At 60.1% G+C, this 24995-nt stretch carries 34 protein-coding genes and 1 pseudogene; 33 read left to right on the top strand and 2 right to left on the bottom strand.

What is annotated here, in order from left to right; all coding sequences use genetic code 11:
* Nucleotides 1-61 precede the first annotated feature (61 nt).
* Nucleotides 62-829, bottom strand: a complete 768-nt coding sequence (locus ACWTV3_RS05780; protein WP_498477228.1) for an IclR family transcriptional regulator — start codon at nucleotides 827-829, stop codon at nucleotides 62-64.
* A gap of 79 nt (nucleotides 830-908) precedes the next feature.
* Between ACWTV3_RS05780 and hutH the strand changes: the two genes are divergently transcribed.
* The 26 genes and pseudogenes from hutH (at nucleotide 909) to ACWTV3_RS05650 (ending at nucleotide 18488) form a co-directional block, all read left to right on the top strand.
* Nucleotides 909-2453, top strand: coding sequence for a histidine ammonia-lyase (gene hutH / locus ACWTV3_RS05775; protein WP_498477227.1), 1545 nt, complete (start codon nucleotides 909-911; stop codon nucleotides 2451-2453).
* 8 nt (nucleotides 2454-2461) lie between these two features.
* The gene (gene hutU / locus ACWTV3_RS05770; RefSeq protein ID WP_498477226.1) at nucleotides 2462-4126 is read left to right on the top strand and encodes a urocanate hydratase; all 1665 of its coding nucleotides are present in this window, start codon (nucleotides 2462-2464) and stop codon (nucleotides 4124-4126) included.
* On the top strand, nucleotides 4113-4970 hold the full coding sequence (locus ACWTV3_RS05765) for an arginase family protein (RefSeq protein ID WP_498477225.1): 858 nt from the start codon (nucleotides 4113-4115) through the stop codon (nucleotides 4968-4970). Before hutU ends, ACWTV3_RS05765 begins: the two co-directional genes overlap by 14 nt.
* Before the next feature lie 29 nt (nucleotides 4971-4999).
* Nucleotides 5000-6196: an imidazolonepropionase gene (gene hutI, locus ACWTV3_RS05760; RefSeq protein ID WP_498477942.1), complete on the top strand. Its 1197-nt coding sequence runs from the start codon at nucleotides 5000-5002 to the stop codon at nucleotides 6194-6196.
* Between the two features lie 514 nt (nucleotides 6197-6710).
* Nucleotides 6711-7019 carry a 30S ribosomal protein S10 gene (rpsJ, locus tag ACWTV3_RS05755; RefSeq protein ID WP_100388190.1) on the top strand — a complete coding sequence of 103 codons (309 nt, stop codon included), beginning with the start codon at nucleotides 6711-6713 and terminating at the stop codon, nucleotides 7017-7019.
* Nucleotides 7020-7059: 40 nt separating this feature from the next.
* Nucleotides 7060-7710, top strand: coding sequence for a 50S ribosomal protein L3 (gene rplC / locus ACWTV3_RS05750; RefSeq protein ID WP_100388191.1), 651 nt, complete (start codon nucleotides 7060-7062; stop codon nucleotides 7708-7710).
* 5 nt (nucleotides 7711-7715) lie between these two features.
* A complete protein-coding gene (gene rplD / locus ACWTV3_RS05745) occupies nucleotides 7716-8375 on the top strand; it encodes a 50S ribosomal protein L4 (RefSeq protein ID WP_100388192.1) in 660 nt (219 codons plus the stop codon).
* On the top strand, nucleotides 8372-8671 hold the full coding sequence (gene rplW, locus ACWTV3_RS05740) for a 50S ribosomal protein L23 (RefSeq protein ID WP_010203832.1): 300 nt from the start codon (nucleotides 8372-8374) through the stop codon (nucleotides 8669-8671). The genes rplD and rplW overlap by 4 nt, the downstream gene beginning before the upstream one ends.
* Before the next feature lie 17 nt (nucleotides 8672-8688).
* On the top strand, nucleotides 8689-9528 hold the full coding sequence (gene rplB, locus ACWTV3_RS05735; protein ID WP_100388193.1) for a 50S ribosomal protein L2: 840 nt from the start codon (nucleotides 8689-8691) through the stop codon (nucleotides 9526-9528).
* Nucleotides 9529-9543: 15 nt separating this feature from the next.
* Nucleotides 9544-9825 carry a 30S ribosomal protein S19 gene (rpsS, locus tag ACWTV3_RS05730; RefSeq protein WP_009773127.1) on the top strand — a complete coding sequence of 94 codons (282 nt, stop codon included), beginning with the start codon at nucleotides 9544-9546 and terminating at the stop codon, nucleotides 9823-9825.
* Nucleotides 9826-9849: 24 nt separating this feature from the next.
* The gene (gene rplV, locus ACWTV3_RS05725; protein ID WP_100388194.1) at nucleotides 9850-10242 is read left to right on the top strand and encodes a 50S ribosomal protein L22; all 393 of its coding nucleotides are present in this window, start codon (nucleotides 9850-9852) and stop codon (nucleotides 10240-10242) included.
* Nucleotides 10242-11054 (top strand): 30S ribosomal protein S3, encoded by an 813-nt coding sequence (rpsC, locus tag ACWTV3_RS05720; protein WP_100388195.1) that lies wholly within the window; start codon nucleotides 10242-10244, stop codon nucleotides 11052-11054. Before rplV ends, rpsC begins: the two co-directional genes overlap by 1 nt.
* Nucleotides 11055-11056: 2 nt before the next feature.
* The gene (rplP, locus tag ACWTV3_RS05715; RefSeq protein ID WP_009773124.1) at nucleotides 11057-11476 is read left to right on the top strand and encodes a 50S ribosomal protein L16; all 420 of its coding nucleotides are present in this window, start codon (nucleotides 11057-11059) and stop codon (nucleotides 11474-11476) included.
* The gene (gene rpmC / locus ACWTV3_RS05710; protein WP_100388196.1) at nucleotides 11476-11808 is read left to right on the top strand and encodes a 50S ribosomal protein L29; all 333 of its coding nucleotides are present in this window, start codon (nucleotides 11476-11478) and stop codon (nucleotides 11806-11808) included. The genes rplP and rpmC overlap by 1 nt, the downstream gene beginning before the upstream one ends.
* Nucleotides 11809-11810: 2 nt before the next feature.
* Entirely contained in the window at nucleotides 11811-12107 is a 297-nt protein-coding gene (rpsQ, locus tag ACWTV3_RS05705; RefSeq protein ID WP_100388197.1) for a 30S ribosomal protein S17, read from the top strand.
* Entirely contained in the window at nucleotides 12107-12478 is a 372-nt protein-coding gene (rplN, locus tag ACWTV3_RS05700; protein ID WP_100388198.1) for a 50S ribosomal protein L14, read from the top strand. Before rpsQ ends, rplN begins: the two co-directional genes overlap by 1 nt.
* A gap of 2 nt (nucleotides 12479-12480) precedes the next feature.
* Nucleotides 12481-12816, top strand: a pseudogene (gene rplX / locus ACWTV3_RS05695) (50S ribosomal protein L24); the annotation flags it as partial.
* Nucleotides 12817-12911: 95 nt separating this feature from the next.
* Nucleotides 12912-13502, top strand: a complete 591-nt coding sequence (gene rplE, locus ACWTV3_RS05690; RefSeq protein ID WP_498477224.1) for a 50S ribosomal protein L5 — start codon at nucleotides 12912-12914, stop codon at nucleotides 13500-13502.
* A 73-nt stretch (nucleotides 13503-13575) separates the two neighbouring features.
* A complete protein-coding gene (rpsH, locus tag ACWTV3_RS05685; RefSeq protein WP_100388201.1) occupies nucleotides 13576-13974 on the top strand; it encodes a 30S ribosomal protein S8 in 399 nt (132 codons plus the stop codon).
* A gap of 6 nt (nucleotides 13975-13980) precedes the next feature.
* Nucleotides 13981-14517 (top strand): 50S ribosomal protein L6, encoded by a 537-nt coding sequence (gene rplF / locus ACWTV3_RS05680; protein ID WP_100388202.1) that lies wholly within the window; start codon nucleotides 13981-13983, stop codon nucleotides 14515-14517.
* A 2-nt stretch (nucleotides 14518-14519) separates the two neighbouring features.
* On the top strand, nucleotides 14520-14891 hold the full coding sequence (rplR, locus tag ACWTV3_RS05675; RefSeq protein ID WP_486174326.1) for a 50S ribosomal protein L18: 372 nt from the start codon (nucleotides 14520-14522) through the stop codon (nucleotides 14889-14891).
* The gene (rpsE, locus tag ACWTV3_RS05670) at nucleotides 14888-15613 is read left to right on the top strand and encodes a 30S ribosomal protein S5 (protein ID WP_498477223.1); all 726 of its coding nucleotides are present in this window, start codon (nucleotides 14888-14890) and stop codon (nucleotides 15611-15613) included. Before rplR ends, rpsE begins: the two co-directional genes overlap by 4 nt.
* Nucleotides 15613-15798, top strand: a complete 186-nt coding sequence (gene rpmD, locus ACWTV3_RS05665; protein ID WP_009773114.1) for a 50S ribosomal protein L30 — start codon at nucleotides 15613-15615, stop codon at nucleotides 15796-15798. Before rpsE ends, rpmD begins: the two co-directional genes overlap by 1 nt.
* Nucleotides 15798-16445, top strand: coding sequence for a 50S ribosomal protein L15 (gene rplO, locus ACWTV3_RS05660; RefSeq protein WP_100388205.1), 648 nt, complete (start codon nucleotides 15798-15800; stop codon nucleotides 16443-16445). Before rpmD ends, rplO begins: the two co-directional genes overlap by 1 nt.
* Before the next feature lie 124 nt (nucleotides 16446-16569).
* Nucleotides 16570-17892, top strand: coding sequence for a preprotein translocase subunit SecY (secY, locus tag ACWTV3_RS05655; RefSeq protein WP_100388206.1), 1323 nt, complete (start codon nucleotides 16570-16572; stop codon nucleotides 17890-17892).
* Nucleotides 17889-18488 (top strand): adenylate kinase, encoded by a 600-nt coding sequence (locus ACWTV3_RS05650; protein WP_498477222.1) that lies wholly within the window; start codon nucleotides 17889-17891, stop codon nucleotides 18486-18488. Before secY ends, ACWTV3_RS05650 begins: the two co-directional genes overlap by 4 nt.
* 126 nt (nucleotides 18489-18614) lie before the next feature.
* On the opposite strand, the gene ACWTV3_RS05645 is transcribed toward ACWTV3_RS05650, so the two are convergent.
* Nucleotides 18615-20534, bottom strand: a complete 1920-nt coding sequence (locus ACWTV3_RS05645; RefSeq protein ID WP_498477221.1) for a BglG family transcription antiterminator — start codon at nucleotides 20532-20534, stop codon at nucleotides 18615-18617.
* Between the two features lie 128 nt (nucleotides 20535-20662).
* Here ACWTV3_RS05645 and ACWTV3_RS05640 point away from each other — a divergent pair, with 128 nt between their 5' ends.
* The 7 genes from ACWTV3_RS05640 to rpmJ all read left to right on the top strand — a co-directional run bounded on the left by ACWTV3_RS05640 (nucleotide 20663) and on the right by rpmJ (nucleotide 24975).
* Nucleotides 20663-20995: a PTS sugar transporter subunit IIB gene (locus ACWTV3_RS05640; protein WP_498477220.1), complete on the top strand. Its 333-nt coding sequence runs from the start codon at nucleotides 20663-20665 to the stop codon at nucleotides 20993-20995.
* Nucleotides 20988-21254, top strand: coding sequence for an HPr family phosphocarrier protein (locus ACWTV3_RS05635; RefSeq protein WP_498477219.1), 267 nt, complete (start codon nucleotides 20988-20990; stop codon nucleotides 21252-21254). Before ACWTV3_RS05640 ends, ACWTV3_RS05635 begins: the two co-directional genes overlap by 8 nt.
* A 57-nt stretch (nucleotides 21255-21311) precedes the next feature.
* Entirely contained in the window at nucleotides 21312-22838 is a 1527-nt protein-coding gene (locus ACWTV3_RS05630) for a PTS mannitol transporter subunit IIBC (RefSeq protein ID WP_498477218.1), read from the top strand.
* Nucleotides 22839-22849: 11 nt separating this feature from the next.
* Complete coding sequence (locus ACWTV3_RS05625) at nucleotides 22850-23287, top strand: PTS mannitol transporter subunit IIA (RefSeq protein WP_498477217.1); 438 nt, start codon at nucleotides 22850-22852, stop codon at nucleotides 23285-23287.
* Nucleotides 23284-24417 (top strand): mannitol-1-phosphate 5-dehydrogenase, encoded by a 1134-nt coding sequence (locus ACWTV3_RS05620; protein WP_498477216.1) that lies wholly within the window; start codon nucleotides 23284-23286, stop codon nucleotides 24415-24417. Before ACWTV3_RS05625 ends, ACWTV3_RS05620 begins: the two co-directional genes overlap by 4 nt.
* Nucleotides 24418-24561: 144 nt before the next feature.
* On the top strand, nucleotides 24562-24783 hold the full coding sequence (gene infA, locus ACWTV3_RS05615) for a translation initiation factor IF-1 (RefSeq protein ID WP_010203795.1): 222 nt from the start codon (nucleotides 24562-24564) through the stop codon (nucleotides 24781-24783).
* A gap of 75 nt (nucleotides 24784-24858) precedes the next feature.
* Nucleotides 24859-24975 carry a 50S ribosomal protein L36 gene (gene rpmJ, locus ACWTV3_RS05610; RefSeq protein WP_100388214.1) on the top strand — a complete coding sequence of 39 codons (117 nt, stop codon included), beginning with the start codon at nucleotides 24859-24861 and terminating at the stop codon, nucleotides 24973-24975.
* The last annotated feature ends 20 nt before the right edge of the window (nucleotides 24976-24995 follow it).

The raw sequence follows: 24995 nt of genomic DNA, 5'->3' as shown, positions 1-24995 counted from the left end.
GTCGTTTAACGAACACTTTCGCTCCCGCAACGCAGTCGTCGCCTGCGGCTTAGCGGTCAGGTCAGTTCGACCGTCCCGTAAGTCGGCCGGTGAGGGCGCGCGCAGCTGCCACCGTCGCGGCGCCGAGCGCATCCCAGTGCTCGCCCACCGCATCCGTGCGGAAGGTCAGCCCAATCGCTGCTGTGGGGTAGTCGTTGCGGTCGAGCGCCGCGGCACCGACCGACGAGTAATCGGCGGTGACGTCGCCAATCTCGCTCGCCCAGCCCCATGCGCGGGCGGAATCCAGCATCCGATCAAGTTCGGCCAGGGTTTGGGGCCCAGCGGTTTGCCGGCGGGTGAGAGACGCTCGAGTCGGATACAGAGCGCGGACTTGGGGTGCGGTGAGCCGCGCGAGCATGGCACGGCCGGTGGCGGTGAGATGGGCGGGCAGGCGCACACCGACGGCCGAGACGGTAGTGGGAGCGCGGGTTCCCTGCACGCGTGCCGCGTAGCTCACATCCGCGCCGCTCAGTACCGCTAGGTGAGCGACGACCGGGATGGGTGATTCGCGAGCGAGGCTGCGCATCAGCGGTGACGCGAGAGCAGAGAGCCGTTCGCTGCGCAGCGCTGAAGTGCCAATCTCGGAGACGAGGGCACTGAGCCCGTAGGTGCGATCCTCGGGATAGTGCACAACGAAGCCCTCGTCGATCATGACGGCGAGCAGTTGGTAGACGGATGATCGGGGCAGTTCAAGCTCGCGGGCCAATGCCGAGGCGGGCACCGGTCCTTTACGAGACGCGAGATGGCGCAGCACCGCCATAGTGTTGCGCGCTGCCGGAATGCTGGGCACGTTTCCCCTGTCTGATATTTCAGACACCATATCGCGGATCGCTATCGCAGCAGAAGGACGATCAGCGTTCACTGGGATCATGAATCCCGAAACTTCGCAGACTGTTTCTCTTGGCGTTGGCCCCGTCAGCATCGCCGAGGTCGTGGCTGTTGCGCGCCACCATGCGCGTGTGTCGATTACGCCTGAAGCTATCGCCGAGATCGAGGCGTCGCGCGCCGTCATCGAGGCTCTCGCGAACGACGTTCGGCCGCATTACGGGGTGTCGACAGGTTTTGGCGCCCTCGCCACGAAACACATCGCTCTTGAGCAGCGTGTGCAATTGCAGCGGTCTCTGGTGCGCAGCCACGCCGCCAGCTCCGGTGCCGAGATCGATGCTGAGGTGGTGCGGGCGACCATGCTTCTACGCCTCTCCACGATGACAACCGGCCGTACCGGCGTGCGCCCCGTAGTCGCCGAAACCTACGCCGCACTGCTTAATGCCGACATCACTCCGATCGTGGGGGAGTACGGCAGCTTGGGCTGCTCGGGCGACCTCGCTCCGCTGGCGCATTGCGCGCTGGCGGCAATGGGCGAAGGCGACGTACGCGTCGCGGGGGAGTTGATGCCCGCCTCCGCCGCTCTCACGACTGCCGGTATTGAGCCGCTCGTTCTGCACGAAAAGGAAGGCCTAGCGCTCATCAATGGCACGGATGGGATGCTCGGCATGCTGTCGATGGCCATCACCGATCTCAGCGCGTTGCTCACCGCCGCCGACCTGTCCGCTGCTCTCAGCGTCGAGGGTCTCGCCGGAACAGATCGCGTCTTCGCCGAAGATCTTCACGCCCTCCGACCGCACCCCGGCCAGCAGGTGTCTGCCGCTAACATGCGCGCGGTGTTGCGCGATTCGGGAACGATCGCCGCCCACGCTACCAACGGCTTCACCCGAGTGCAGGATGCCTATTCCTTGCGTTGCGCTCCGCAGGTGCACGGTGCGGCTCGCGACACGGTCGATCACACAAGACGCGTTGCCGAGCGCGAGTTGCAGAGCGCAATTGATAATCCTGTCGTCACCCTCGATGGGCGCTTGGAGTCGAACGGAAACTTCCACGGGGCGCCTGTGGGCTATGCGCTCGACTTCCTTGCGATTGTGGCGGCCGACGTCGCAAGCATGAGCGAACGTCGCACCGACCGCTTCCTCGACGGCAACCGCAATGGTGGCTTGAACGCGTTCCTCGCCGCGGATCCCGGAGTCGACTCGGGCCACATGATCGCGCAGTACACCCAGGCAGGCATCGTCAGCGAGTTGAAGCGGTTGGCGGCTCCGGCATCCGTTGACTCGATTCCGACCAGCGCCATGCAAGAGGATCACGTGTCGATGGGCTGGAGTGCCGGTCTCAAGCTTCGTCGCAGCATCGACGGTCTCTCGCGCGTTCTGGCCATCGAGCTGTTGACCTCCGCGCGCGGCATTGAGATGCGCGGCGAAAAGCCGTCCCCGGTATCGGCCGCCGTGATCGACACCTTGCGCGAGCGGGTTCCGGGCGCAGGCCCCGACCGTTATCTGGCCCCTGACATCGCCGCGAGCGTTGAGCTCGTGCAGTCAGGCGCCCTTGTTGCAGCAGCACGTTCCGTCACCGAACTTCACTAGGAGCAGTCATGATTCAGGCACAGCGTGGTTCCACCCTCACTACTCTCGGCTGGCAGCAGGAAGGTGCTCTGCGCATGCTGCAGAACAACCTCGACCCGGAGGTTGCCGAGCATCCCGAAGATCTCGTCGTTTACGGCGGCACGGGCAAGGCCGCCCGCGACTGGCCCAGCTACCATGCGATCGTGCGTTCGCTCACGACGCTCAAGGGCGACGAGACGCTGCTCGTGCAGTCGGGCAAACCCGTCGGTGTGATGCAGACGCACGAGTGGGCGCCCCGCGTGCTGCTTGCCAACTCCAACCTCGTGGGCGACTGGGCGAACTGGAATGAGTTCCGTCGGCTCGAGCAGTTGGGTCTCACGATGTACGGCCAGATGACGGCCGGATCGTGGATCTACATTGGCACGCAAGGCATTCTGCAAGGCACCTACGAAACTTTCTCTGCGGTCGCGGCGAAACGATTCGGTGGCACGCTGGCGGGCACGATCACGCTCACGGCCGGCCTCGGAGGCATGGGCGGGGCTCAGCCTCTCGCTGTAACCATGAACGATGGTGTTGCGATCTGTATCGATGTTGATCAGAGCCGAATCACTCGTCGTATCGATCACGGCTACCTCGACGTCGAGGCGAAGTCGCTGGCGCACGCCGTCGAGCTCGCCGTTGCGGCACGCGATGCGAAGAAGGCGCTATCGATCGGCGTCCTTGCAAACGCGGCTGCAGCCGTGCCTGAGTTGTTGGCGATGGGCGCGCCGATCGATATCGTCACCGACCAGACCAGCGCGCACGACCCTCTGGCGTACTTGCCGCTCGGCGTTGACTTCCACGATTGGGAGAGCGCTCGTAGCCACCCCGACTTCGCCCAGCGCGCTCGCGAGTCAATGGCGATCCACGTCGAAGCGATGGTGGGCTTCCAACGTCAGGGTGCCGAGGTCTTCGATTATGGCAACAACATCCGCACCGAAGCGCGTGCAGCGGGGTACGCGGATGCGTTTGCGTTCCCGGGATTCGTGCCGGCGTACATCCGTCCGCTGTTTGCGGAGGGCAAGGGGCCGTTCCGGTGGGCTGCCCTCAGCGGCGAGGCCAGCGACATCCACAAGACAGACAAGGCGATTCTCGAGTTGTTCCCCGAGAACGAATCGCTCGCGCGTTGGATCAAGCTCGCAGGGGAGCGGGTGCATTTCCAAGGTCTGCCCGCGCGCATCTGTTGGCTCGGCTATGGCGAACGCGACAAGGCAGGCCTCAGGTTCAACGAGATGGTCGCCTCGGGCGAGTTAGCTGCCCCGCTGGCGATTGGCCGCGATCATCTCGATAGCGGGTCGGTGGCGTCGCCGTACCGCGAGACCGAAGCGATGAAAGATGGTTCGGATGCGATTGCCGACTGGCCCTTGCTCAACGCGCTGGTCAACACGTCGTCGGGAGCAACGTGGGTGTCGATCCATCACGGCGGCGGCGTCGGCATCGGCCGTTCCATCCACGCCGGTCAGGTGACGGTCGCCGACGGAACCGAGCTCGCCGCGCAAAAACTAGAGCGCGTGCTCACGAACGATCCAGGAATGGGCGTGATCCGTCACGTCGATGCTGGTTACGATGAAGCGATTGCGGTCGCTGACGATCTCGGCGTTCGCATCCCCATGAACGAGGCTCCGCTCACGAAGGGTGACCATGCTCAACGCTGATCCGCTCTGGCCGCGCGCGGGAGACTGGCCCGCGCCGGTCGCCGACGAGTGGGCGGATGTCGCCCTTATCGGTATGCCGACGTCGCGTACGTCGCTCTCGCCGACTCAAGCGCACACTACGCCTCAGGCGGTGCGGGAGGCTCTGCGGCGTTATTCCGCGCTGTCTGATCTGCGGATCGTGGACGCTGGCAATGTGCGCGAGCCCGACTTGAACGAAGCAGATGCGATCGAGGCGGTCGCAGAGCTCCGGGCCGAGCTTGTAGTCGCCTTGGGCGGCGATAACGCCGCAACGGTACCCACTGCTCTCGGACGCTGGGGATCGCAGATCGCCACGGCTGGCCTCATCACGCTCGATGCCCACCACGACTTACGCGACGGAACGAGTAATGGTTCGCCCGTTCGCCGGCTTCTCGAGGCAGGCCTCGACGGCAGCCGCGTGGTGCAAATCGGTATCGAGCCGCTGGCGAACTCGCTGGCCTACGCCGAGCGCGCCCGTGCGGCCGGAATCACCGTCATCACTCGCGACGAACTGCGCTCGAGGTCGATGGACGATGTCATGGCGCAGGCTCTGGAGATTGCTGGTGCCGCTGGTGGTCCCATCCACGTCGACCTGGATGTCGATGTCTGCGACCGCGGGGTTGCCCCCGGTTGCCCCGCGTCGGTGCCGGGTGGCATTGCGGCGATTGAACTGCGCGCTGCCGCACGGCTTGCTGCCGCGCATCCGGCCGTCTGCTCACTTGACCTTGTTGAAGTGGATACCGCTGCAGATTCTGCGGACGAACGCACGGTGCGCCTCGTAGCGCTTTGTGTTCTTGAAGCGATCTCCGGAGTGGCCCTGCGATGACGAATGCCGCGAACACGACCGCCGCGAGCATGAGCGCGGCGAAGACGAGCACCGCGAACGCCAGCACCGTGATCACGAATATCGGGCTCCTCCTTACTCACGACAACGAGCAGCCAGAGATCGAGAATGCCGCAATTGTTTTCGACGGCGGCCGCGTGGCGTGGTGGGGTCCGACCGAGCAAGCCCCCGCTGGCGACGATCACGTGGATGCCGCTGGTCGCTGCGTGCTCCCGGGTTTTGTTGATAGCCACAGCCACCTTCTCTTCGCGGGCGACCGTTCGGAGGAGTTCGAAGCGCGCATGGCGGGTCATCGCTATGAGGCGGGCGGCATCCGGCGCACCGTCGCACTTTCGCGGGAGGCAACCGACGATGAATTGCTCACCAACGCCACGGCGCTCGTCGCAGAGATGCGCCGCCAAGGAACGACCACGATCGAGATCAAGAGCGGCTACGGGCTGAGCGTTCACGATGAGGCGCGAATGCTCCGCCTCGCCTCAGAGCTCACCAACGAGACCACGTTCCTCGGCGCCCACGTCGTGCCGGCCGAGTACGCCGAAGACCGTGCCGCTTACGTCTCGCTCGTCATGGGGGAGATGCTCGAAGCCTGCGCCCCGTTCTCGCGTTGGATTGATGTGTTCTGCGATAACGGTGCCTTTACCGAAGACGAAACGCGCTCCATCATCACTGCCGGCCAGGCCCGCGGCTTGGGCGCTCGTCTTCACGGGGCGCAGTTGGGGGAGTCGGGCGCTGTGCAGCTCGCGGTCGAGCTCGGCGCTGCGAGCGTCGACCACTGCACCTATCTCTCGCACGACGACGTAGACGCGCTCGCCGCCAGCACTACAAGCGTCGGCCTCTTGCCCGGCGTCGAGTTCTCGACCAAACATCCGTTCGTGGATGCCCGGCGCCTGCTCGACGCGGGAGTAGCCGTTGCGCTCGCCAGCGACTGCAATCCCGGCTCCAGTTTCACGTCATCCCTTCCGTTCTGCATCGCGCTGGCAGTGCGCGAGATGGGAATGACGTCGGCCGAAGCTGTGGCGGCAGCAACCCTCGGGGGAGCGCGCTCACTGCGGCGGGATGATGTGGGCCATCTGCGGGTCGGCGCGCGAGCACATGCCCAGATTCTGGATGCTCCGCACTACCGTCATCTGGCCTACCGGCCAGGGGTTCCCCTGGTCTCCAGCGTCTTTTTGGATGGCGTCCACGAGCGTGTGCGTCCGCTCGACTGAGAGCCAGCTAAACCCCGCCATATCGGCACCTAGAAGTACTGAAATAGACTGATCTGGATGCCGCACTTTCGGCGTCGAGAAGTAGCCTGAAAATCCGACACGCCCGGGTTGCAGCAAATGCCCGGATGTGACAGACTCTTCTAGTTCAACATTTCGCCGCCATGTGCGCGCGGATCACTCCCAGTCAGTGCATAGTTCCACAACGTGTGGGTCACGCCGAGCGTGAATCACACAGTGTGTAGCAGCTAGGCCGCGGGGAGAAGAACCAAGCTTAACCAACTCCCCAAATAATCACTCGAAAGAGTTATTGCTGCGGGAGACGCGTGTGCTGGCTCGCCAGCATGTGCTCCTCGCGGCCTCGCGGGTTGGTATCACAAGCAGTGACAGCAAGAACTTGACAGATAAATAGTGGTGCGAAAGCAGAAGTGCTGAGCGTCTTCGGGTGGCAACATTCGGCGTCGAACAGCCCAGGTGCACGCAGTGCCTCAACAGTACTAAGGGAAGAGAGCCAGTCATGGCGGGACAGAAGATCCGCATCCGACTCAAGTCGTACGACCACGAGGTCATCGACTCATCGGCACGCAAGATCGTTGACACGGTTACCCGCGCGGGTGCCACGGTAGTAGGCCCAGTGCCGCTGCCCACTGAGAAGAACGTGGTTGCGGTTATCCGCTCACCTCACAAGTACAAGGACAGCCGCGAGCACTTCGAAAAGCGCACCCACAAGCGGCTCATCGACATCATCGACCCGACGCCCAAGGCTGTGGATTCGCTCATGCGTCTCGACCTGCCGGCCGACGTCAACATCGAGATCAAGCTTTAGCTCGCGCAGTTATTGAGCGACTGAGCCGATAAGGAAAATAATGTCTACAACTAAGACGACCAAGGGTCTGCTGGGCAAGAAGCTCGGCATGACGCAGGTTTGGGACGAGAACAACAAGCTCGTTCCCGTGACCGTTGTCGAAATCACCCCGAATGTTGTTACGCAGCTGCGTAGCCCCGAGGTTGATGGATACAGCGCTGTCCAGATCGCGTACGGCCAGATTGACCCTCGTAAGGTCAACAAGCCGCTTACCGGTCACTTCGACAAGGCAGGTGTAACGCCTCGCCGTCACCTCACCGAGATTCGCACCCCCGACGCCGCGGAGTACACCGTTGGCCAGGAGCTGGCAGTCGACATCTTCACCCCCGGCTCGAAGGTCGACGTCGTCGGCACGAGCAAGGGTAAGGGTTTCGCCGGTGTTATGAAGCGTCACAACTTCAAGGGTGTATCTGCAAGCCACGGTGCACACCGTAACCACCGCAAGCCTGGTTCCATTGGTGCCTCGTCGACCCCCAGCCGTGTCTTCAAGGGCATGCGCATGGCCGGTCGTATGGGTGGTGACCGTGTAACGGTCATGAACCTCGCCGTCCACTCGATCGACCTCGAGAAGGGACTCGTGCTCATCAAGGGCGCTGTTCCCGGTGCTCGCGGCCGTATCGTCTTCGTCCGCAACGCAGTGAAGGGGGCGTAGTACACATGGCTACCTCCATCGACGTCATCGACGCCAAGGGCAAGAAGGTTGACTCTGTCGAACTTCCCGCCGAGATCTTCGACGTGCAGACCAACGTTCCCCTCATCCACCAGGTTGTAGTTGCACAGCGTGCAGCTGCACGTCAGGGTACGCACAACACCCTGCGCCGCGGTGAAGTTTCGGGTGCTGGTCGCAAGCCGTTCAAGCAGAAGGGAACCGGTCGCGCTCGTCAGGGCTCGATCCGTGCTCCTCAGATGAAGGGTGGTGGCATCGTTCACGGTCCACACCCGCGTGACTACTCACAGCGCACCCCCAAGAAGATGATTGCTGCTGCACTGCGCGGCACGTTGTCCGACCGGGCTCGCGGCGAGCGTATTCACGTCATCGACGCTCTGGCCGTTGACAACAAGCCTTCGACGAAGACTGTCTCCGCGTTGCTCACGAGCATCGCACCAAGCAAGAACGTTCTCGTCGTGCTTCAGCGCGAAGATGCGATCAGCTTGAAGAGCATTCGCAACCTCGACGGCGTTCACGTTCTGTCATACGACCAGCTCAACGCCTACGACGTCGTCGTCAGCGACGACATCGTGTTCAGCAAGGGCGCCTTCGACGCGTTCGTTGCCTTCAACACCAAGTCTTCGAACAAGGAAGAGGTCAGCGCATGACCGTCACGTACAAGGACCCACGCGACATCATCATCGCTCCCGTGGTTTCCGAGAAGAGCTACAACCTGATCGACATGGGAAAGTACACCTTCGAGGTTGACCCCCGTGCGAACAAGACCGAGATCAAGCTCGCTATTGAGAAGATCTTCAGCGTCAAGGTCGATTCGGTCAACACGTTGAACCGCACGGGCAAGACCCGTCGCACTCGTTTCGGTATGGGTAAGCGCAAGGACACCAAGCGCGCCATCGTCACGCTCAAGTCCGGTTCTATCGACATCTTCACCGCTGTCGGTTAAGGACCAAGGAGAAACTAATGGCTATTCGCAAGTACAAGCCCACGACGCCTGGTCGCCGTGGTTCCTCGGTTGCAGACTTTGCTGAGATCACCCGCTCGACGCCAGAGAAGTCGCTTCTGCGCCCTCTGCCCAAGACCGGTGGCCGCAACAACGCAGGTCGCATCACGAGCCGTCACGTTGGTGGTGGCCACAAGCGCCAGTACCGCGTAATCGACTTCAAGCGCAGCGACAAAGACGGCGTAAACGCCCGCGTTGCCGAGATCGAGTACGACCCCAACCGCACCGCACGTATCGCTCTCCTTCACTTCGTTGATGGAACCAAGCGCTACATCGTTGCTCCCAACAAGCTCAAGCAGGGCGACATTGTTGAGTCGGGTGCCGGCGCTGACATCAAGCCCGGTAACAACCTCCCGATGAAGAACATCCCCGTCGGTACGGTTATCCACATGATTGAGCTTCGCCCCGGTGGCGGCGCCAAGATGGCCCGTTCCGCTGGAGCTTCCGTTCGACTCGTTGCAAAGGAAGGCCCCTACGCCCAGCTGCGTTTGCCCTCCGGAGAAATCCGCAACGTTGACGTTCGTTGCCGTGCAACGATCGGCGAGGTCGGCAACGCCGAGCAGTCGAACATCAACTGGGGTAAGGCCGGCCGTATGCGCTGGAAGGGCGTTCGCCCGACCGTCCGTGGTGTTGCCATGAACCCTGTCGACCACCCTCACGGTGGTGGAGAAGGTAAGACGTCCGGTGGACGTCACCCCGTTTCCCCTTGGGGCCAGGCAGAAGGCCGCACTCGTAAGCGCAAACTGCCCAGTGACCAGCTCATCGTTCGCCGCCGCAATGTCGGCAAGAAGCGCAAGTAGTAGGAGAGTCAGAAGATGCCACGCAGTCTGAAGAAGGGCCCCTTCGTCGACGACCACCTCCTACAAAAGGTTGTCAAGGCGAATGAGGCCAAGAGCAAGAACGTAATCAAGACCTGGTCGCGCCGCTCAATGATCGTTCCAGCAATGCTGGGTCACACGATCGCGGTGCACGATGGTCGCAAGCACATTCCGGTGTTCATCACCGAAACCATGGTTGGGCACAAGCTCGGCGAGTTCTCGCCCACCCGTACCTTCCGTGGACACGTGAAGGATGACAAGAAGGGTCGCCGCCGCTAACGCGGTGGTGTAGGAGGTAGAGAAATGGTGGAGTCGATCGCACGCGTGCGTCACATCCGCGTGACCCCCATGAAGGCTCGTCGCGTCATCAACATGATCCGCGGCAAGCAAGCACAGGAAGCACTGGCAATTTTGAAGTTCGCACCTCAGGGCGCGAGCGAGCCGGTCTACAAGTTGGTTGCATCTGCAATCGCCAATGCGCGAGTCAAGGCAGACGCTTCGAACACGTTCCTGGACGAACAGGATCTGATCATCTCGAAGGCTTATGTCGACGACGGTGCAACGCTCAAGCGTTTCCAGCCGCGTGCCCAGGGCCGCGCGTTCCAGATCCTGAAGCGCACAAGCCACATCACGGTCGTGCTGGCCACGCCAGACCACGTCGTTGAAGCCGAGGCCGACAAGGCAGGGAAGAAGTAATGGGACAGAAGGTAAACCCCTACGGTTTCCGTCTGGGAATCACCACCGACCACGTGTCGCGTTGGTTCTCTGACAGCACCAAGCCGGGTCAGCGTTACAGCGACTACGTTGCAGAGGATGTAAAAATCCGCAACCTGCTCAAGTCGAACCTCGACCGTGCAGGCGTTGCTCGCATTGAGATCGAGCGCACCCGTGACCGCGTTCGCGTAGACATTCACACTGCCCGTCCGGGTATCGTGATTGGTCGCCGTGGCGCCGAAGCAGAGCGCATCCGTGGAGAGCTCGAAAAGCTCTCCGGCAAGCAGATTCAGCTCAACATCCTCGAGGTCAAGAATCCTGAGGCTGAAGCTCAGCTCGTTGCTCAGGGAATCGCAGAGCAGCTCGCTGCTCGTGTCGCTTTCCGTCGTGCAATGCGTAAGGGCCTTCAGGGTGCTCAGCGCGCCGGCGCCAAGGGTGTTCGCATCCAGGTTTCGGGTCGTTTGGGTGGCGCAGAAATGAGCCGCTCGGAGTACTACCGTGAGGGTCGCGTTCCGCTGCACACGCTGCGCGCAAACATCGACTACGGCTTCTACGAGGCCAAGACCACGTTCGGTCGTATCGGTGTCAAGGTGTGGGTCTACAAGGGCGACATCACCAACAAGGAGCTCGCTCGCGAGCAGGCTAACCAGAAGTCGTCGCGCCCTGAGCGTCGCGATGGTGGAGACCGTGGCCGCCGCACCGGCGGTGGACCGTCGTCCGCACCGAAATCTGACGCACCCAAGGCTGAAGCCCCCAAGGCAGAAGCTAAGGCTGCAGCAGGAGTTGAGGCATAACAATGTTGATTCCCCGTAAGGTCAAGTACCGCAAGCAGCACCACCCCTCCCGTAGCGGCCACGCTACCGGTGGAACCACGGTGTCGTTTGGCGAGTACGGTATTCAGGCTCTGACGCCCGCATACGTTACGAACCGCCAGATTGAGGCAGCTCGTATCGCCATGACGCGTCACATCAAGCGTGGCGGAAAGGTGTGGATCAACATCTACCCCGACCGTCCGCTCACCAAAAAGCCCGCCGAAACCCGCATGGGTTCCGGTAAGGGTTCGCCCGAGTGGTGGGTCGCCAACGTCAAGCCAGGTCGCGTGCTCTTCGAGCTCAGCGGTGTGGACGAGACGACTGCGCGCGAAGCACTCACTCGTGCTATTCACAAGCTGCCCCTCAAGGCACGCATCATCAAGCGCGAGGAGGGCGACGCATAATGGCGATCGGATCCAAGGAGCTAGCCCCTGTCGAGCTAGACACTTTTGAAGACGAACGACTCGTTGACGAGCTGAAGAAGGCGAAGGAAGAACTCTTCAACCTTCGTTTCCAGGCCGCAACCGGTCAACTGGAAAGCCACGGACGTATTCGCGCTGTCAAGCGCGACATCGCTCGCATCTACACGGTTATCCGTGAGCGCGAGCTGGGCATCCGTGCGACCCCTGCTGCTGTCGAGGCTCCTGCAAAGGAAACCAAGAAGCGCAGCACCAAGAAGGCAGACGCAGCGGCAGAGCCCGCAGCAGACGCCACTGACGAGACGAAGGAGGCGTAGTCATGGCCAAGGTTGAAGACAAGAAGACCGCGGAGACCGCCGAGGTCGCTCGTGGGTACCGCAAGACCCGCCGTGGTCTGGTAACGAGCGACAAGATGGATAAGACCATCGTTGTCATCGTTGAAGACCGCGTGAAGCACCCGTTGTACGGCAAGGTTGTTCGCCGTAACTCCAAGGTGAAGGTTCACGACGAGGCCAACACGGCCGGCGTCGGTGACTCCGTTCTAATCAGCGAGACCCGTCCGCTCAGCGCCACGAAGCGCTGGCGTCTGGTCGAGATCCTCGAAAAGGCTAAGTAATGCTTCAGCAGGAATCCCGAGTAAAGGTTGCCGATAACACCGGCGCCAAGGAGCTCCTCACGATTCGCGTTCTCGGTGGCTCAGGCCGTCGTTACGCAGGTCTCGGCGATGTCATTGTGGCAACCGTCAAAGACGCGATTCCTGGCGGAAACGTCAAGAAGGGTGAGGTCGTCAAGGCCGTCATCGTTCGCGTAATCAAGCAGACTCGTCGTCCAGACGGCTCATACATCAAGTTCGATGAGAACGCGGCTGTAATCCTCAAGTCCGATGGCGGAGACCCCCGTGGTACCCGCATCTTCGGGCCGGTCGGCCGCGAGCTTCGTGACAAGAAGTTCATGAAGATCATCTCGCTCGCACCGGAGGTGCTGTAGTTATGGCAAAGATTCGCAAGGGTGACCTCGTACAGGTCATCAGCGGCCCGACCCAGGAGCGTGGCGGAAGCCGCGGCAAGCAGGGTCGCGTCATCAGTGTTATCGCTGGAAAAGACCGCGTTGTCGTGGAGGGTGTCAACTTCGTCACCAAGCACGTCAAGGTTGGCCAGACTCAGCGTGGAACCAAGACCGGTGGCATTGAGACGATGGAGGCACCGATTCACGTGTCCAACCTCGCTCTCGTTGACCCCGAGACCAAGCTCCCGGCTCGTGTTGGCTTCACCGTCACCACCGATGACCGTGGCAAGACCACGCGCGAGCGCTTCTTCAAGAAGTCGCGCCGCGTAGAGACCAAGAAGTCGGCGGCCGCTAAGGCTGAGCCGAAGGCTTCGAAGAAGGATGCCGAGAAGGCAACCGAGAAGGACGCAGACTAATGACGACGACTGCACCTGCTGCTGGCAAAATCCAGCCGCGCCTCAAGCAGAAGTACCGCACTGAACTCGCGGAACAGCTCAAGAAGGACCTCGGTCTCTCCAACGTCAACCAGATTCCCGGCATCGTAAAGGTCGTCGTGAACACTGGTGTTGGTGAAGCTGCTCGCGACGGAAAGATCATCGATGGGGCCGTCAAGGACCTCACCGCGATCACCGGTCAGAAGCCCTACGTAACGAGCGCTCGCAAGTCGATCGCTCAGTTCAAGCTCCGTGAAGGACAGCCCATCGGCGCACACGTCACCCTCCGTGGTGACCGCGCTTGGGAGTTCCTTGACCGCTTGATCACGTTGGCGCTTCCTCGTATCCGCGACTTCCGCGGCCTCTCGGACAAGCAGTTCGACGGCAACGGTAACTACACCTTCGGCCTCACGGAACAGTCCATGTTCCACGAGATCGATCAGGACAAGATTGACCGCGTTCGTGGTTTTGACATCACCATTGTTACAACCGGTAAGAACAACGAAGAAGGTCGCGCACTGCTGAAGGCACTGGGCTTCCCCTTCCGTTCCGCTGAGAACGCATCTCACTAACCAAGTAACACCGATCGACCAGGTCGGCCTTCGTGTAACGGATGCCGAAACCAGTTGAGACAGGAAACACATAATGACAATGACAGATCCGGTCGCTGACATGCTGACCAGACTGCGCAACGCCAACTCGGCGCACCACGACAGCGTTTCAATGCCTTCGAGCAAGCTGAAGTCGCGCCTGGCAGAAATGCTCAAGGCTGAGGGATACATCCTCGGCTGGAGCAACGAAGACGCTCGTGTGGGCCAGACCCTCACGATCGAACTTAAGTACGGACCCGCCCGCGAGCGTTCCATCAAGGGAATCAAGCGTGTTTCGAAGCCTGGTCTTCGTGTATACGCCCGCTCGACCGAAATCCCCAAGGTTCTTGGCGGACTCGGTGTGGCGATTTTGTCCACCTCCTCTGGTCTGTTGACCGACAAAGAGGCGACTCAGAAGGGCGTAGGTGGGGAAGTCCTCGCCTACGTGTGGTAACCAAAAATGTCACGTATCGGAAGACTTCCAATTGATGTCCCCGCTGGTGTCACCATCACCATCAACGGCCAAGACGTCACCGTAAAGGGCCCGAAGGGTGAGCTCGCGCTCACCGTCAAGGCTCCTATCGCTGTAGCACTCGAAGAGGGTCAGGTTCTCGTAACCCGTCCCGACGACGAGCGCGAATCACGTTCGCTTCACGGCTTGACTCGTACGCTCATCGCTAACCAAATCGTCGGTGTTACCGACGGTTACACCAAGGGCCTTGAGGTCGTTGGTACCGGTTACCGTGTCACCGCAAAGGGCAGCTCAGTTGAGTTTGCTCTCGGGTACTCGCACTCGATCACCGTTGACCCGCCCGCAGGCATTAGCTTCGCGGTCGAGGGAAATAACAAACTAGTTGTCAGCGGCATCGACAAGCAGGCGGTTGGCGAAGTAGCAGCCAACATTCGTAAATTGCGCAAGCCAGAGCCCTACAAGGGCAAGGGTGTGCGCTACGCCGGCGAAGTTGTTCGTCGCAAGGCCGGAAAGAGTGGTAAGTAGACATGGCTCTCGGAACCAGAGGTAAGAGCAAGTCGGCCGCTAAGGGCCGTCGTCACGCACGTCTCCGCAAGAAGGTTGTGGGCACCGAGGTGCGCCCCCGTCTCGTGGTCACGCGCTCAGCGCGTCACGTATTCGTCCAGGTTGTCGATGACTCGAAGGGCGTAACCGTCGCTTCAGCATCGACCATGGAGTCGGACATGCGTACGTTCGACGGTGACAAGACCGCCAAGGCACGCAAGATCGGCGAAATGGTTGCCGAACGCGCGAAGCAGGCCGGTATTGAGGCCGTCGTATTTGATCGTGGTGGAAGTCGTTACGCAGGTCGCGTCGCAGCTATCGCCGACGGAGCGCGAGAGGGCGGATTGAACCTGTGAGCGACAACGTGGACAACAAGACAACAAACAAGGAGCAGGCCGTGGCCGCTGAGGCGACTAGCGCCATCTCCGTCCCTGAGGTCGTCGTAGACGCCCCAGCAACCGACGTTACGAGCGAGCCCCGCGAGGCTCGTCGTGGCGGCCGTGAGCGTGGACCCGACCGTGGTGGACGTGGCGGAAACAACAGCCGCGACAACGACAAGAACCAGTTCCTGGAGCGCGTCGTCACCATCAACCGTGTATCGAAGGTAGTCAAGGGTGGTCGTCGCTTTAGCTTCACCGCTCTCGTTGTCGTCGGTGACGGTAACGGCATGGTCGGCGTTGGATACGGCAAGGCTCGCGAAGTTCCTCTCGCGATCTCCAAGGGTGTCGAAGAGGCGAAGAAGAACTTCTTCCGCGTTCCTCGCGTCGCCGCTACGATCCCTCACTCGGTCCAGGGCGAGGCAGCTGCAGGTGTAGTCCTGCTGCGTCCCGCGTCCGCTGGTACCGGTGTTATCGCTGGTGGCCCCGTTCGCGCCGTACTCGAGTGCGCCGGTATCCACGATGTACTGAGCAAGTCGCTCGGTTCCTCGAACACGATCAACATCGTTCACGCGACGGTTGAAGCACTCAAGCAGCTCGAAGAGCCGCGCGCGGTTGCTGCTCGTCGTGGTCTCGATGCAGAACACGTAATCCCGGCTCGCTTGCTGCGCGCTGAGGCTGAAGCTAAGGCAGGTGTCTGATGGCTGGTCGCCTGAAGGTAACCCAGATCAAGTCCAAAATTAGTGAGAAGCAGAACCAACGCGACACGCTGCGCAGCCTCGGGCTCAAGCGCATCGGCTCCGTGGTTGTGCGCGAGGACAACTCGCAGAACCGTGGGTACGTCAACACGGTCGCTCACCTTGTCAAGGTCGAGGAGATTGACTAATGGCTGACGAGAAAGAAACTCCAAAGAAGGCTGCAGCCCCCAAGGCTGCTGCCGCTAAGGCACCTGCTGCCAAGAAGGCTGCGCCTGCAAAGGCCGCTGCTGACAAGGCTCCCGCTGCGAAGGCATCCACCACGAAGGCTCCTGCGAAGTCGACTGCTGCTAAGGCATCTGCTGCAAAGAAGTCCTCGAGCGACGATGTTGCAAGCCGCCCGCAGGTTCTGAAGATGCACCACCTCCGTCCCGCTGCCGGTGCCAAGAAGGACCGTATGCGTGTTGGTCGTGGTGAGGGATCCAAGGGTAAGACTGCGGGTCGTGGAACCAAGGGAACCAAGGCGCGTTACAACATGCGTCTCGGCTTCGAAGGTGGAAACATCAACTTCGTAATGCGTGCACCTAAGTTGCGCGGATTCAAGAACCCGTTCCGTGTTGAGTACCAGGTTGTAAACCTTGAGAAGCTCGCGGAACTGTACCCCAAGGGTGGCGACGTAACCGTCGCAGATCTCGTGTCGAAGGGCGCCGTTCGTAAGAACGAAAAGGTCAAGGTTCTTGGTCAGGGTGATATTACGGTTAAGCTGAACGTTGTAGTTGACAAGGTCTCCGGCTCTGCCGAGCAGAAGATCGTTGCAGCCGGCGGTTCGGTTCAGTAACTGTCACTACGACAAACGTTAGTGTCGCGTACGTCACACCGGTGACATACGCAGGCAGGTTGAGTGGGGAATCCCGCAAGGGGTTCCCCACTCGCCCGTAGTACATAGATAAATCGGAGGCCTTGTGTTTAAAGCTGTCGCGCGGATTGTCCGCACGCCTGACCTTCGCAGGAAGATCGGGTTCACGCTAGGCATCATTGCGCTGTTTAGACTTGGCTCCTTCATCCCCGCGCCGTTCGTTGACTTCGGCAACGTTCAGGCCTGTCTTGCAGCTAATGCTTCGAGTGGCGGGCTGTATGACCTCATCAACCTCTTCAGTGGTGGGGCGCTCCTTCAACTTTCCGTATTTGCGCTCGGAATCATGCCGTACATCACGGCATCGATCATCGTGCAACTACTTCGCGTGGTCATTCCGCACTTCGAAACACTTCACAAAGAGGGCCAGTCCGGCCAGGCAACGCTGACTCAGTACACGCGTTACCTCACCATCGCTCTCGCGATCCTCCAGTCCACGACTCTGATTACGGTTGCCCGAAGCGGTGCACTGTTCCAGTCGGCTGGAGTTGCTGAATGTAGCCAACTCATCACCAACGATGCCTGGTACGCAATCCTGCTGATGGTCATTACGATGACCGCCGGTACCGGCCTCATCATGTGGATGGGTGAGCTCGTCACTGAGCGCGGCATCGGTAACGGAATGTCGTTGCTGATCTTCACCTCGATCGCCGCGACGTTCCCCAGCGCACTCTGGGGCATCTACCTCAGCAACGGTGTGGAGACCTTCGTTCTCGTGCTCATCATGGGTGTTCTCATCATGGGAGCCGTCGTGTTCGTGGAGCAATCCCAACGACGCATTCCCGTTCAGTACGCCAAGCGCATGGTTGGTCGCCGAACCTATGGCGGCAACAACACCTACATCCCTATCAAGGTCAACATGGCCGGCGTGATCCCCGTGATCTTCGCTTCGTCGCTGTTGTACCTCCCCGCTTTGATCGCGCAGTTCAACCAGCCACAAGCTGGCGAGACTTCCGCAGCATGGGTCGTCTGGGTCCAGAACAACCTGGTCTCTGGCGATAGCCCGATCTACATGATCGGTTACTTCCTGCTCATCGTCGGCTTCACTTACTTCTACGTGGCGATCACGTTCAACCCTGAAGAAGTAGCCGACAACATGAAGAAGTACGGTGGCTTCATTCCGGGTATCCGCGCTGGTCGACCGACCGCCGAGTACCTTGACTACGTATTGACTCGTGTTACCTTGCCCGGCTCGTTGTATCTTGGCCTTGTGGCAATGATCCCGCTGATCGCTTTTGTGGTCATCGGGGCCAACCAAAATTTCCCATTCGGTGGAGCTAGCATCCTGATTATCGTTGGTGTCGGTCTTGAGACCGTCAAGCAAATCGATTCGCAGCTGCAGCAACGCCACTACGAAGGTTTGTTGCGTTGACACGACTTCTCTTGATTGGTCCTCCTGGTGCTGGAAAAGGCACCCAGGCCGCTCGACTCGCCGAGATCTATGGCGTTCCAGCTATCTCTACCGGTGATATTTTCCGCAGCAATGTGAAGAATGGCACCGAACTGGGCACCAAAGCGAAAGCATTTATGGATGCGGGCGACAACGTTCCCGACTCCCTCACGAACGCGCTCATCCGCGACCGCCTCGAAGAAGACGACGCTAAGAACGGCTTTCTTCTCGACGGCTATCCCCGCACGACCGACCAGGTGCGCGAACTCGACGAGTTTCTCGCGAGCCAGGGTTCAGCTCTGGATGTAGTCGTCGAACTGGAAGCCGACGCTGAAGTTGTCGTCGGTCGTTTGCGGAAGCGCGCACTTGAACAGGGTCGCAGTGACGACACGGAAGAGGTCGTTCGTCATCGCCTCGAGGTCTACAGCGAGCAAACCGCTCCGCTGATCAAGACCTATGCGGCTCGCGATGTACTCGTAACGATCGACGCTCTTGGTGAAGTGGACGCTGTCACGGCTCGAATCACCGAAGCGCTCTTCGATCGCGGAATCTCGGCGACGGACGCTGGTTCGCGCTAGTTCTCGTTCTTGAGTAGTCCCCGTTGCCTCTGGGCAGCGGGGATTTCTTGTTGTGGGCTCTTGTTGCCGGAGCCGGAGCCGGAGCGGGATCTTGAATCTGGGCCCGCGTCTGGAGAATTCCGCTAGTTAGTCTTCAATTCCGCGAACGAGCTCATCGATGAACGTCGGGAAGTCCACGGCCTTCTTGACGAGTTGTTGGACGTAGTCGCGATCCGAGAAGACTGTGACGAATTGGTCGAACACAGTTTGGAATGTGTTGCGGCCTGCAGCGCTGAACGCAATGAGCGCGATCACATTGACGCGGTTCTCGCCCCAGGGCATCGGCGTCTCGTTAATTACGATGCTGATCGCGGTGCGGTGGGCGTTCATCGTCATGGCGTGGGGGACCGCGAGCGTATCGGTGAAGGCGGTGGACGACATGCGCTCTCGCTCGATTGCACCGGTGATGTACCCGTGGTCGATCACGCCGGCGTCGATCATCCGGTGTCCGAGTGCGGCGATCATGGCCTCTTCACTAGGGGCGCTGAAATTGCGCAAGAAGAGGGCCGGGTCGAAGAATCGAAGCAGTTCATCGGTGAGTTGACGGCGCCGGCGCAGACGACGCACGCGGCCGATGGCGCGGCGGATGGCATCCACATCTGTTTCGGTAAGGAACGGTTGGATGAGCACCACGTTGTCAGCAAACGATCGCAGGTCGATTGTCGTGAGTACGAGGTCGGTGGAGAGCTCCGCGAGATCGACGTCTGTTCTCGTGATGACAATGCGCAAGTGGAGTTCGTCGCCGAGCACCGCTTCGATACGTTCTCGCAGGATGACGTGGAGGTCGTGATAATTGGGGCACACGAGAGCAGCGGTGAGCCGGACCTCTTGCTTTGCCTGACGCTCGAGGTGCGAGCCAACGTGGAGCGCAATGTAGGAAATCTCGTCATCGTGGATGATGATTCCCTCATCTCGCTGCACTTCGGCAGCGATGAAGACCGCGAGCTCATAGATCATGGGGTAGGTGGTCTTGATCGACCTCGTCATGGGGTTCCGAGAGTACGACAGGTCCTGAGCGCGCAGAATGAGATTGCGCACATGCAACGACAATCTCATGATGAAGTCGTCGTCGTCGAGGTCTATGAGGTACTCCTCGCCGACATGCTGCACAGTGCGCCGCACGCGAGTGATGAGGTCCTCAAGATCTACGTCGGCGGGCGAACTGGCCCCGGCGGAGCGAGTGATAACTCGCGTGGTGAGCAGCAACTCGATCTCGTTCACGTCATCCTGCCGCAGGTTCGCTCCAAAATGACTCGTGATGAGCGCAGCAAGATCTTTCGAGAACGCTGCAGAAGCCGACGGGGTCTCATCGGAGCTGATCGACGGTTCGTCGACACCCGCGGAACTCAATGGTCCGGTGCGGTCCGCTGCGATTGCGACGTGCAGGAGCACGTGATTGATTCCGTACTCGTTAACGAAGTACCCATGGGAATCAAGCAGGTCGAGTAACGCGGTCTTAAACGAGCGAAGGTCGGAAGATTCGAACTCGCGTTGAATGCTCTCGAGTTCAAGGAATCCCTGAGACTCTTCGTGGCGAAACATCTTGCTGAGCAAGCGGCGCAGGTTTGGCTCGGTTCCTGACAGGATCACGAGTGGTCCGCGGCGTGAAAGCGAGAGGCCTGACTCTTCAACTACGGACTTGACCTTGCGAAGGTCTGCTTCGATCGTTGACTCGCTGACAAAAAAGCTCTCGGCGAGGGCATGAATGTCTGTGCCTTCAGGGGCATCGCCTAGTCGTCGAACGAGATGGTACTGCCGGTCGCGAGGACGCTCGGACTCGCGGTTGTTCGCTCCTTTGAGAAACTCGGCGTAGTTGTCGCGATTAAGGCGGTAACCCGAGGTGGAGGACTCGATCACTTCAAGGGGGAGGGCCGACGACTTCACTGCCGTGACGTAGCTGCGCACGCTGCGGGTGGTGACACCGAGCTTGTCTGCGAGTTCGGCAGCAGTCACCCATGCCTCGGACTGGGCTAGGTGTTCTATGAGTCGCGCGTGGTTATCGAGCATGAGATAACCATTCTTGCGTATGAACCTTTCCGCAGGGGCGGAATCTTCTCTACTGGAACTCGAAGGCACTTCTCAGCGACCATAGACACCGAAGGAAGTTCGATTGAATTTCGCGAGGAGGCGATCAGGTGTCTAGTGTGCTGGTTCTATGCGGTGCAGGTGCCTCGAGCACCTTCTTGGCACACGCACTGCGCCGCCAGGCAACTGTTCGTGGGCTACCCCACACCTTCACCCCGGCGAGTGTTGCCGCACTGAGCATGCCTCTCACTTCTGTGGATGTCGTGCTCGTGAGCTCTCACGTCTCAGACTTCTTTGACCAGGCCGAAACAGCGGCTGCAGTAATTGGCGCCCGCGCGGTACAGCTTCCGGTGATCAATTTCAACGCCGCTGGGGCAGACATTGCTCTCGACCTTCTCAATGCCCTCCCTCAGGCAACAACAGAAAGCAGCAACAATGGCTGAACAAACTATTCGAGTGGCGTCATCGCACGGCCTTCATGCTCGTCCCGCGTCACTCTTCACTCAGGCGGCAGCCGCTTCTGGTCTCGACGTCACGATTGCTAAGGGCGACAAGTCCGTAAATGCGTCGAGCATCCTCAGTGTTATTTCACTGGGAGTCAGCCACGGCGACGAGGTGACGATCTCCGCAGTAGGAGACGGCGCCGACGCTGTAATCGCAGAGCTGACCGAAATTCTCAGTACCGATCACGACGAAAACTAGTCGAGATCGCTCGCTTCCCTCGCAGTATCCCAACATCACAGATATCGGAGTAAAAAAATGACAACGTCGTCTACGACCGCCAAATCAGGCGGTGCGCGCGTAGGGGTCCAAAAATTTGGAACCTTCGTCAGCGGAATGGTGATGCCGAATATTGCGGCATTCATCGCCTGGGGCTTTATAACCGCCCTGTTCATCCAGACCGGTTGGTTGCCGCTGCTCGGCATCGACGCGGTGTGGGTTCAGCAGCTCGGTGGCTGGAGCCTCGATCCTGAGGTCACCAACACGGGTCTCGTCGGGCCTATGATCACGTACTTGCTTCCCTTGCTGATTGCGAACACCGCAGGACGCATGGTCTACGGAACGCGCGGTGGCGTCGTCGCCACGATCGCGACCGTGGGTGTCATCATCGGTGCGGGTATTCCGATGTTCCTCGGCGCAATGATCGTTGGTCCCAGCTCTGCGTGGGTCATGAAGAAAATTGATGCTCTCTGGGCCGGCAAGATTCGTCCCGGCTTCGAGATGCTCGTCGACAACTTCTCCGCCGGAATCGTAGCCATGGTGCTTGCGATCGCTTCGTTCTTCTTGATCGCACCGATTGTTACCGCGATCAGCAACGGCCTCGAAGCGGTTATTGCGTTCCTCGTTGATAACAGCCTGCTGCCTTTAGCAAGCGTGTTCGTTGAGCCCGGCAAGATCCTCTTCCTCAACAACGCCATCAACCACGGTGTCTTCACGCCGCTGGGAACGGCTGAGTCGATCGAAAAGGGACAGTCGATCTTGTTCCTCATCGAAGCAAACCCTGGCCCTGGCCTCGGCATCTTGCTCGCGTTCTTGGTATTCGGTGTAGGCCTGCTGCGCGCAAGTGCACCCGGCGCCATCCTGATTCACTTCGTCGGCGGTATTCACGAGATCTACTTCCCCTACGTATTGGCTAAGCCGCTTCTCGTTGTCGCTGCAATCGCTGGTGGAGCAACTGGTGTTCTCACGAACGTCATCTTCCAGTCAGGTCTGCGTGCTCCGGCATCGCCCGGGTCGATCATTGCGGTCCTCGCCCAGACTCCTCCCGGAAGCATCATCGGCGTTCTGCTGTCAGTGGTGTTCTCGGCCGCTGTTTCGTTCCTCGTTGCTTCGATCATCATCCGTGCCGGCCGTAAGCGCGACCTTGAAGCTATGGCAAATGGCGACGATGCTCTCGCAACGGCTATCGCTAAAAACGAAGCCAACAAGGGCAAGGGCAGCTCGGTAGGCGACCTGCTCGGAACCGGTGCTGCTGCTGGTGCAACCGCTGGTGCTGCCACTGCTACGAAGATCCAGAACGTTGTGTTCGCGTGTGACGCAGGCATGGGATCGAGTGCCATGGGCGCCACCGTTCTTCGGAACAAATTCGCGAAAGCTGGCGTCGAAGGCGTCAACGTAACAAACAAGGCCATTGCAAACCTTGACGGTTCGGAAGACCTGATCATTACGCAGAATCAGCTGACTGACCGTGCCACGGAGAAAGTTCCCGGCGCAATTCATGTTTCAGTTGATAACTTCATGAACAGTCCGAAATACGATGAAGTCGTAAACATGGTTGGCAAGTAACAGGAGACATCATGAGCAAGGTACTCGAGCTAGACCAAATCAAGGCCGCTGGCACCGCCCGCACCAAAGAGGATGCCATCGCTGAGGCAGCGGAAATCCTCGTTGCTGCTGGTGCAGTAACGCCCGAGTACCTTGGCTTCATGAAGGCCCGCGAAGAGTTGACGTCAACCTTCATGGGTAACTTCTTGGCCATTCCGCACGGCACGAACGAGGGCAAGGAAACAATCCTGTCGTCTGCGCTCTCGTTCGTGCGGTACGCGGATCCCATCGATTGGGATGGCAACGAGGTTCGCTTCGTTGTCGGCATCGCAGGCAAAGACGGTGGCCACATGGACACCCTCGCTGGCGTCGCCACGATCTTTAGTGACAACGATGAAGTGCAGAAGCTAGTTGACGCCGCGAGCGAAGAAGAACTGCTCGCGCTTCTGTCCGAATTGAACAACGCATGAAGGCCGTACACTTCGGAGCCGGCAACATTGGCCGTGGTTTTGTCGGTCTGATTCTGCACAAGGCCGGGTACGAGATCGTCTTCGCGGATGTCGCGGCAGAGCTCATCGATACCTTGGCCGCTGCCGATAACTACAAGGTTCACGAAGTCGGGGCCGAGCCCCGCACGTGGACGGTAGACAACTTCCGCGCTCTCAACAGTGCGAGCAACGAAGCCGGCGTGATCGATGAGATCGCGACCGCCGACATGGTGACGACGGCCGTCGGCCCGAACATCCTCAAGTTCGTTGCACCACTTATTGCTCAGGCGATCAAGAAGCGCTCAGACGAACTGCCCCCGCTTCAGGTGCTTGCGTGCGAGAACGCGCTCTACGCCACCAACAATCTTCGCGCCGAAGTTGCCGTCGCCGTCGACGCCGAAACGCTCGCCGCTAAGGCCATCTTCGCGAACACCGCTGTTGACCGCATTGTGCCGGCCCAAGACCCCGCTGCAGGGCTCGACGTCACCGTCGAGGACTTCTTCGAGTGGGCCATCGAGAGCGGTCCGTTCGGAGACAGCGTTCCCGAGATCGCTGACGTCCACTTCGTCTCAGATCTCGAGCCATACATCGAGCGCAAGCTCTTCACCGTCAACACCGGCCACGCAACGCTGGCCTATCACGGCCGCGCCCAGGGTGCCGAGACGCTCGCAGCTGCGATGGACATCGATGCTGTCGCGTCTGAGGTCGCCGCGGTGCTTGCTGAGACCAGCGCGATGTTGATCGCTAAGCACGGGTTCGATGCCAGCGAGCACGCCGAGTACGTTGCTACCTGCACCCGTCGCTTCAGCAACCCCCACCTGCCAGATACTCCTGAGCGCGTAGGGCGCAGCCCGCTGCGCAAGCTCTCGCGCAACGAACGCTTTGTGAGCCCGGCTAGCGAGCTTGCGGCATCCGGAACCACCCCCAGCGCGCTTCTGCGTGCCATGGGCGCAGCGTTGCACTTTGCGGTGCCGGAAGACCCTGAGAGTGTGCGGATGCTCGAGCTGCTGTCCTCACTATCGGCAGCCGATTTCGTCACCGAGGTTATGGGACTTCGCGAGGGCGATGCGCTCTACGCTGACGCAGTCGAAACTGTCAGCGCGCAATCTTAGACCCAACTTGGCGAAACGCCCGGGATTAGCGTAGGCTTGCTCTTTGGTGTTTCAGGCCGATTTTTTCGCGCCTTGGCTTTTCCGAAAGTCACTCACCACAATCCACGCAGACCAGCGAACCACACTTATAGCGACGAAGAGGCTATGGCCAAAAAAGACGGTGTCATTGAGATCGAAGGAGCAGTTGTCGAGGCTCTCCCCAACGCGATGTTTCGCGTTGAGTTGACGAACGGCCACGTTGTGCTCGCGCACATCTCCGGCAAAATGCGACAGAACTACATTCGAATCCTTCCGGAGGACCGTGTGGTTGTAGAGCTGAGCCCGTATGACCTGACTCGCGGCCGTATCACCTACCGCTACAAGTAAAGCGCGCTGGAAAGTAACGTCCACCCTGCCCTTGCGGGCTAGTGGAACGACGACAGCGATTCACAAGGAAAAATAATGAAGGTTAACCCCAGCGTTAAGCCCATCTGCGACCACTGCCGCGTAATTCGCCGCAACGGTCGCGTCATGATTATCTGCAAGTCGAACCCGCGTCACAAGCAGCGCCAGGGCTAAGGTTCCGCGAGCAGATCGCA

It is taken from the genome of Salinibacterium sp. AL4.1 (assembly GCF_059767305.1).
This window is presented reverse-complemented; position numbering and strand designations above follow the sequence as displayed.

Bases quoted from the DNA above. Each gene is read 5' to 3' on its own strand.
- ACWTV3_RS05625 (WP_498477217.1), top strand. From the start codon at position 22,850: ATGAGCAAGGTACTCGAGCTAGACCAAATCAAGGCCGCTGGCACCGCC.
- ACWTV3_RS05645 (WP_498477221.1), bottom strand. From the start codon at position 20,534: ATGCTCGATAACCACGCGCGACTCATAGAACACCTAGCCCAGTCCGAG.
- rpsJ (WP_100388190.1), top strand. From the start codon at position 6,711: ATGGCGGGACAGAAGATCCGCATCCGACTCAAGTCGTACGACCACGAG.
- rplV (WP_100388194.1), top strand. From the start codon at position 9,850: ATGGTGGAGTCGATCGCACGCGTGCGTCACATCCGCGTGACCCCCATG.
- rplW (WP_010203832.1), top strand. From the start codon at position 8,372: ATGACCGTCACGTACAAGGACCCACGCGACATCATCATCGCTCCCGTG.
- rplC (WP_100388191.1), top strand. From the start codon at position 7,060: ATGTCTACAACTAAGACGACCAAGGGTCTGCTGGGCAAGAAGCTCGGC.
- infA (WP_010203795.1), top strand. From the start codon at position 24,562: ATGGCCAAAAAAGACGGTGTCATTGAGATCGAAGGAGCAGTTGTCGAG.
- rpsH (WP_100388201.1), top strand. From the start codon at position 13,576: ATGACAATGACAGATCCGGTCGCTGACATGCTGACCAGACTGCGCAAC.
- rplE (WP_498477224.1), top strand. From the start codon at position 12,912: ATGACGACGACTGCACCTGCTGCTGGCAAAATCCAGCCGCGCCTCAAG.
- rplB (WP_100388193.1), top strand. From the start codon at position 8,689: ATGGCTATTCGCAAGTACAAGCCCACGACGCCTGGTCGCCGTGGTTCC.
- ACWTV3_RS05630 (WP_498477218.1), top strand. From the start codon at position 21,312: ATGACAACGTCGTCTACGACCGCCAAATCAGGCGGTGCGCGCGTAGGG.
- rpmC (WP_100388196.1), top strand. From the start codon at position 11,476: ATGGCGATCGGATCCAAGGAGCTAGCCCCTGTCGAGCTAGACACTTTT.
- rpsC (WP_100388195.1), top strand. From the start codon at position 10,242: ATGGGACAGAAGGTAAACCCCTACGGTTTCCGTCTGGGAATCACCACC.
- ACWTV3_RS05620 (WP_498477216.1), top strand. From the start codon at position 23,284: ATGAAGGCCGTACACTTCGGAGCCGGCAACATTGGCCGTGGTTTTGTC.
- hutU (WP_498477226.1), top strand. From the start codon at position 2,462: ATGATTCAGGCACAGCGTGGTTCCACCCTCACTACTCTCGGCTGGCAG.
- ACWTV3_RS05635 (WP_498477219.1), top strand. From the start codon at position 20,988: ATGGCTGAACAAACTATTCGAGTGGCGTCATCGCACGGCCTTCATGCT.
- rplN (WP_100388198.1), top strand. From the start codon at position 12,107: ATGCTTCAGCAGGAATCCCGAGTAAAGGTTGCCGATAACACCGGCGCC.
- hutH (WP_498477227.1), top strand. From the start codon at position 909: ATGAATCCCGAAACTTCGCAGACTGTTTCTCTTGGCGTTGGCCCCGTC.
- rpmJ (WP_100388214.1), top strand. From the start codon at position 24,859: ATGAAGGTTAACCCCAGCGTTAAGCCCATCTGCGACCACTGCCGCGTA.
- ACWTV3_RS05765 (WP_498477225.1), top strand. From the start codon at position 4,113: ATGCTCAACGCTGATCCGCTCTGGCCGCGCGCGGGAGACTGGCCCGCG.
- rplD (WP_100388192.1), top strand. From the start codon at position 7,716: ATGGCTACCTCCATCGACGTCATCGACGCCAAGGGCAAGAAGGTTGAC.
- rpsQ (WP_100388197.1), top strand. From the start codon at position 11,811: ATGGCCAAGGTTGAAGACAAGAAGACCGCGGAGACCGCCGAGGTCGCT.
- rplO (WP_100388205.1), top strand. From the start codon at position 15,798: ATGGCTGACGAGAAAGAAACTCCAAAGAAGGCTGCAGCCCCCAAGGCT.
- rpmD (WP_009773114.1), top strand. From the start codon at position 15,613: ATGGCTGGTCGCCTGAAGGTAACCCAGATCAAGTCCAAAATTAGTGAG.
- hutI (WP_498477942.1), top strand. From the start codon at position 5,000: ATGAGCGCGGCGAAGACGAGCACCGCGAACGCCAGCACCGTGATCACG.
- rpsS (WP_009773127.1), top strand. From the start codon at position 9,544: ATGCCACGCAGTCTGAAGAAGGGCCCCTTCGTCGACGACCACCTCCTA.
- rplP (WP_009773124.1), top strand. From the start codon at position 11,057: ATGTTGATTCCCCGTAAGGTCAAGTACCGCAAGCAGCACCACCCCTCC.
- rplF (WP_100388202.1), top strand. From the start codon at position 13,981: ATGTCACGTATCGGAAGACTTCCAATTGATGTCCCCGCTGGTGTCACC.
- rplR (WP_486174326.1), top strand. From the start codon at position 14,520: ATGGCTCTCGGAACCAGAGGTAAGAGCAAGTCGGCCGCTAAGGGCCGT.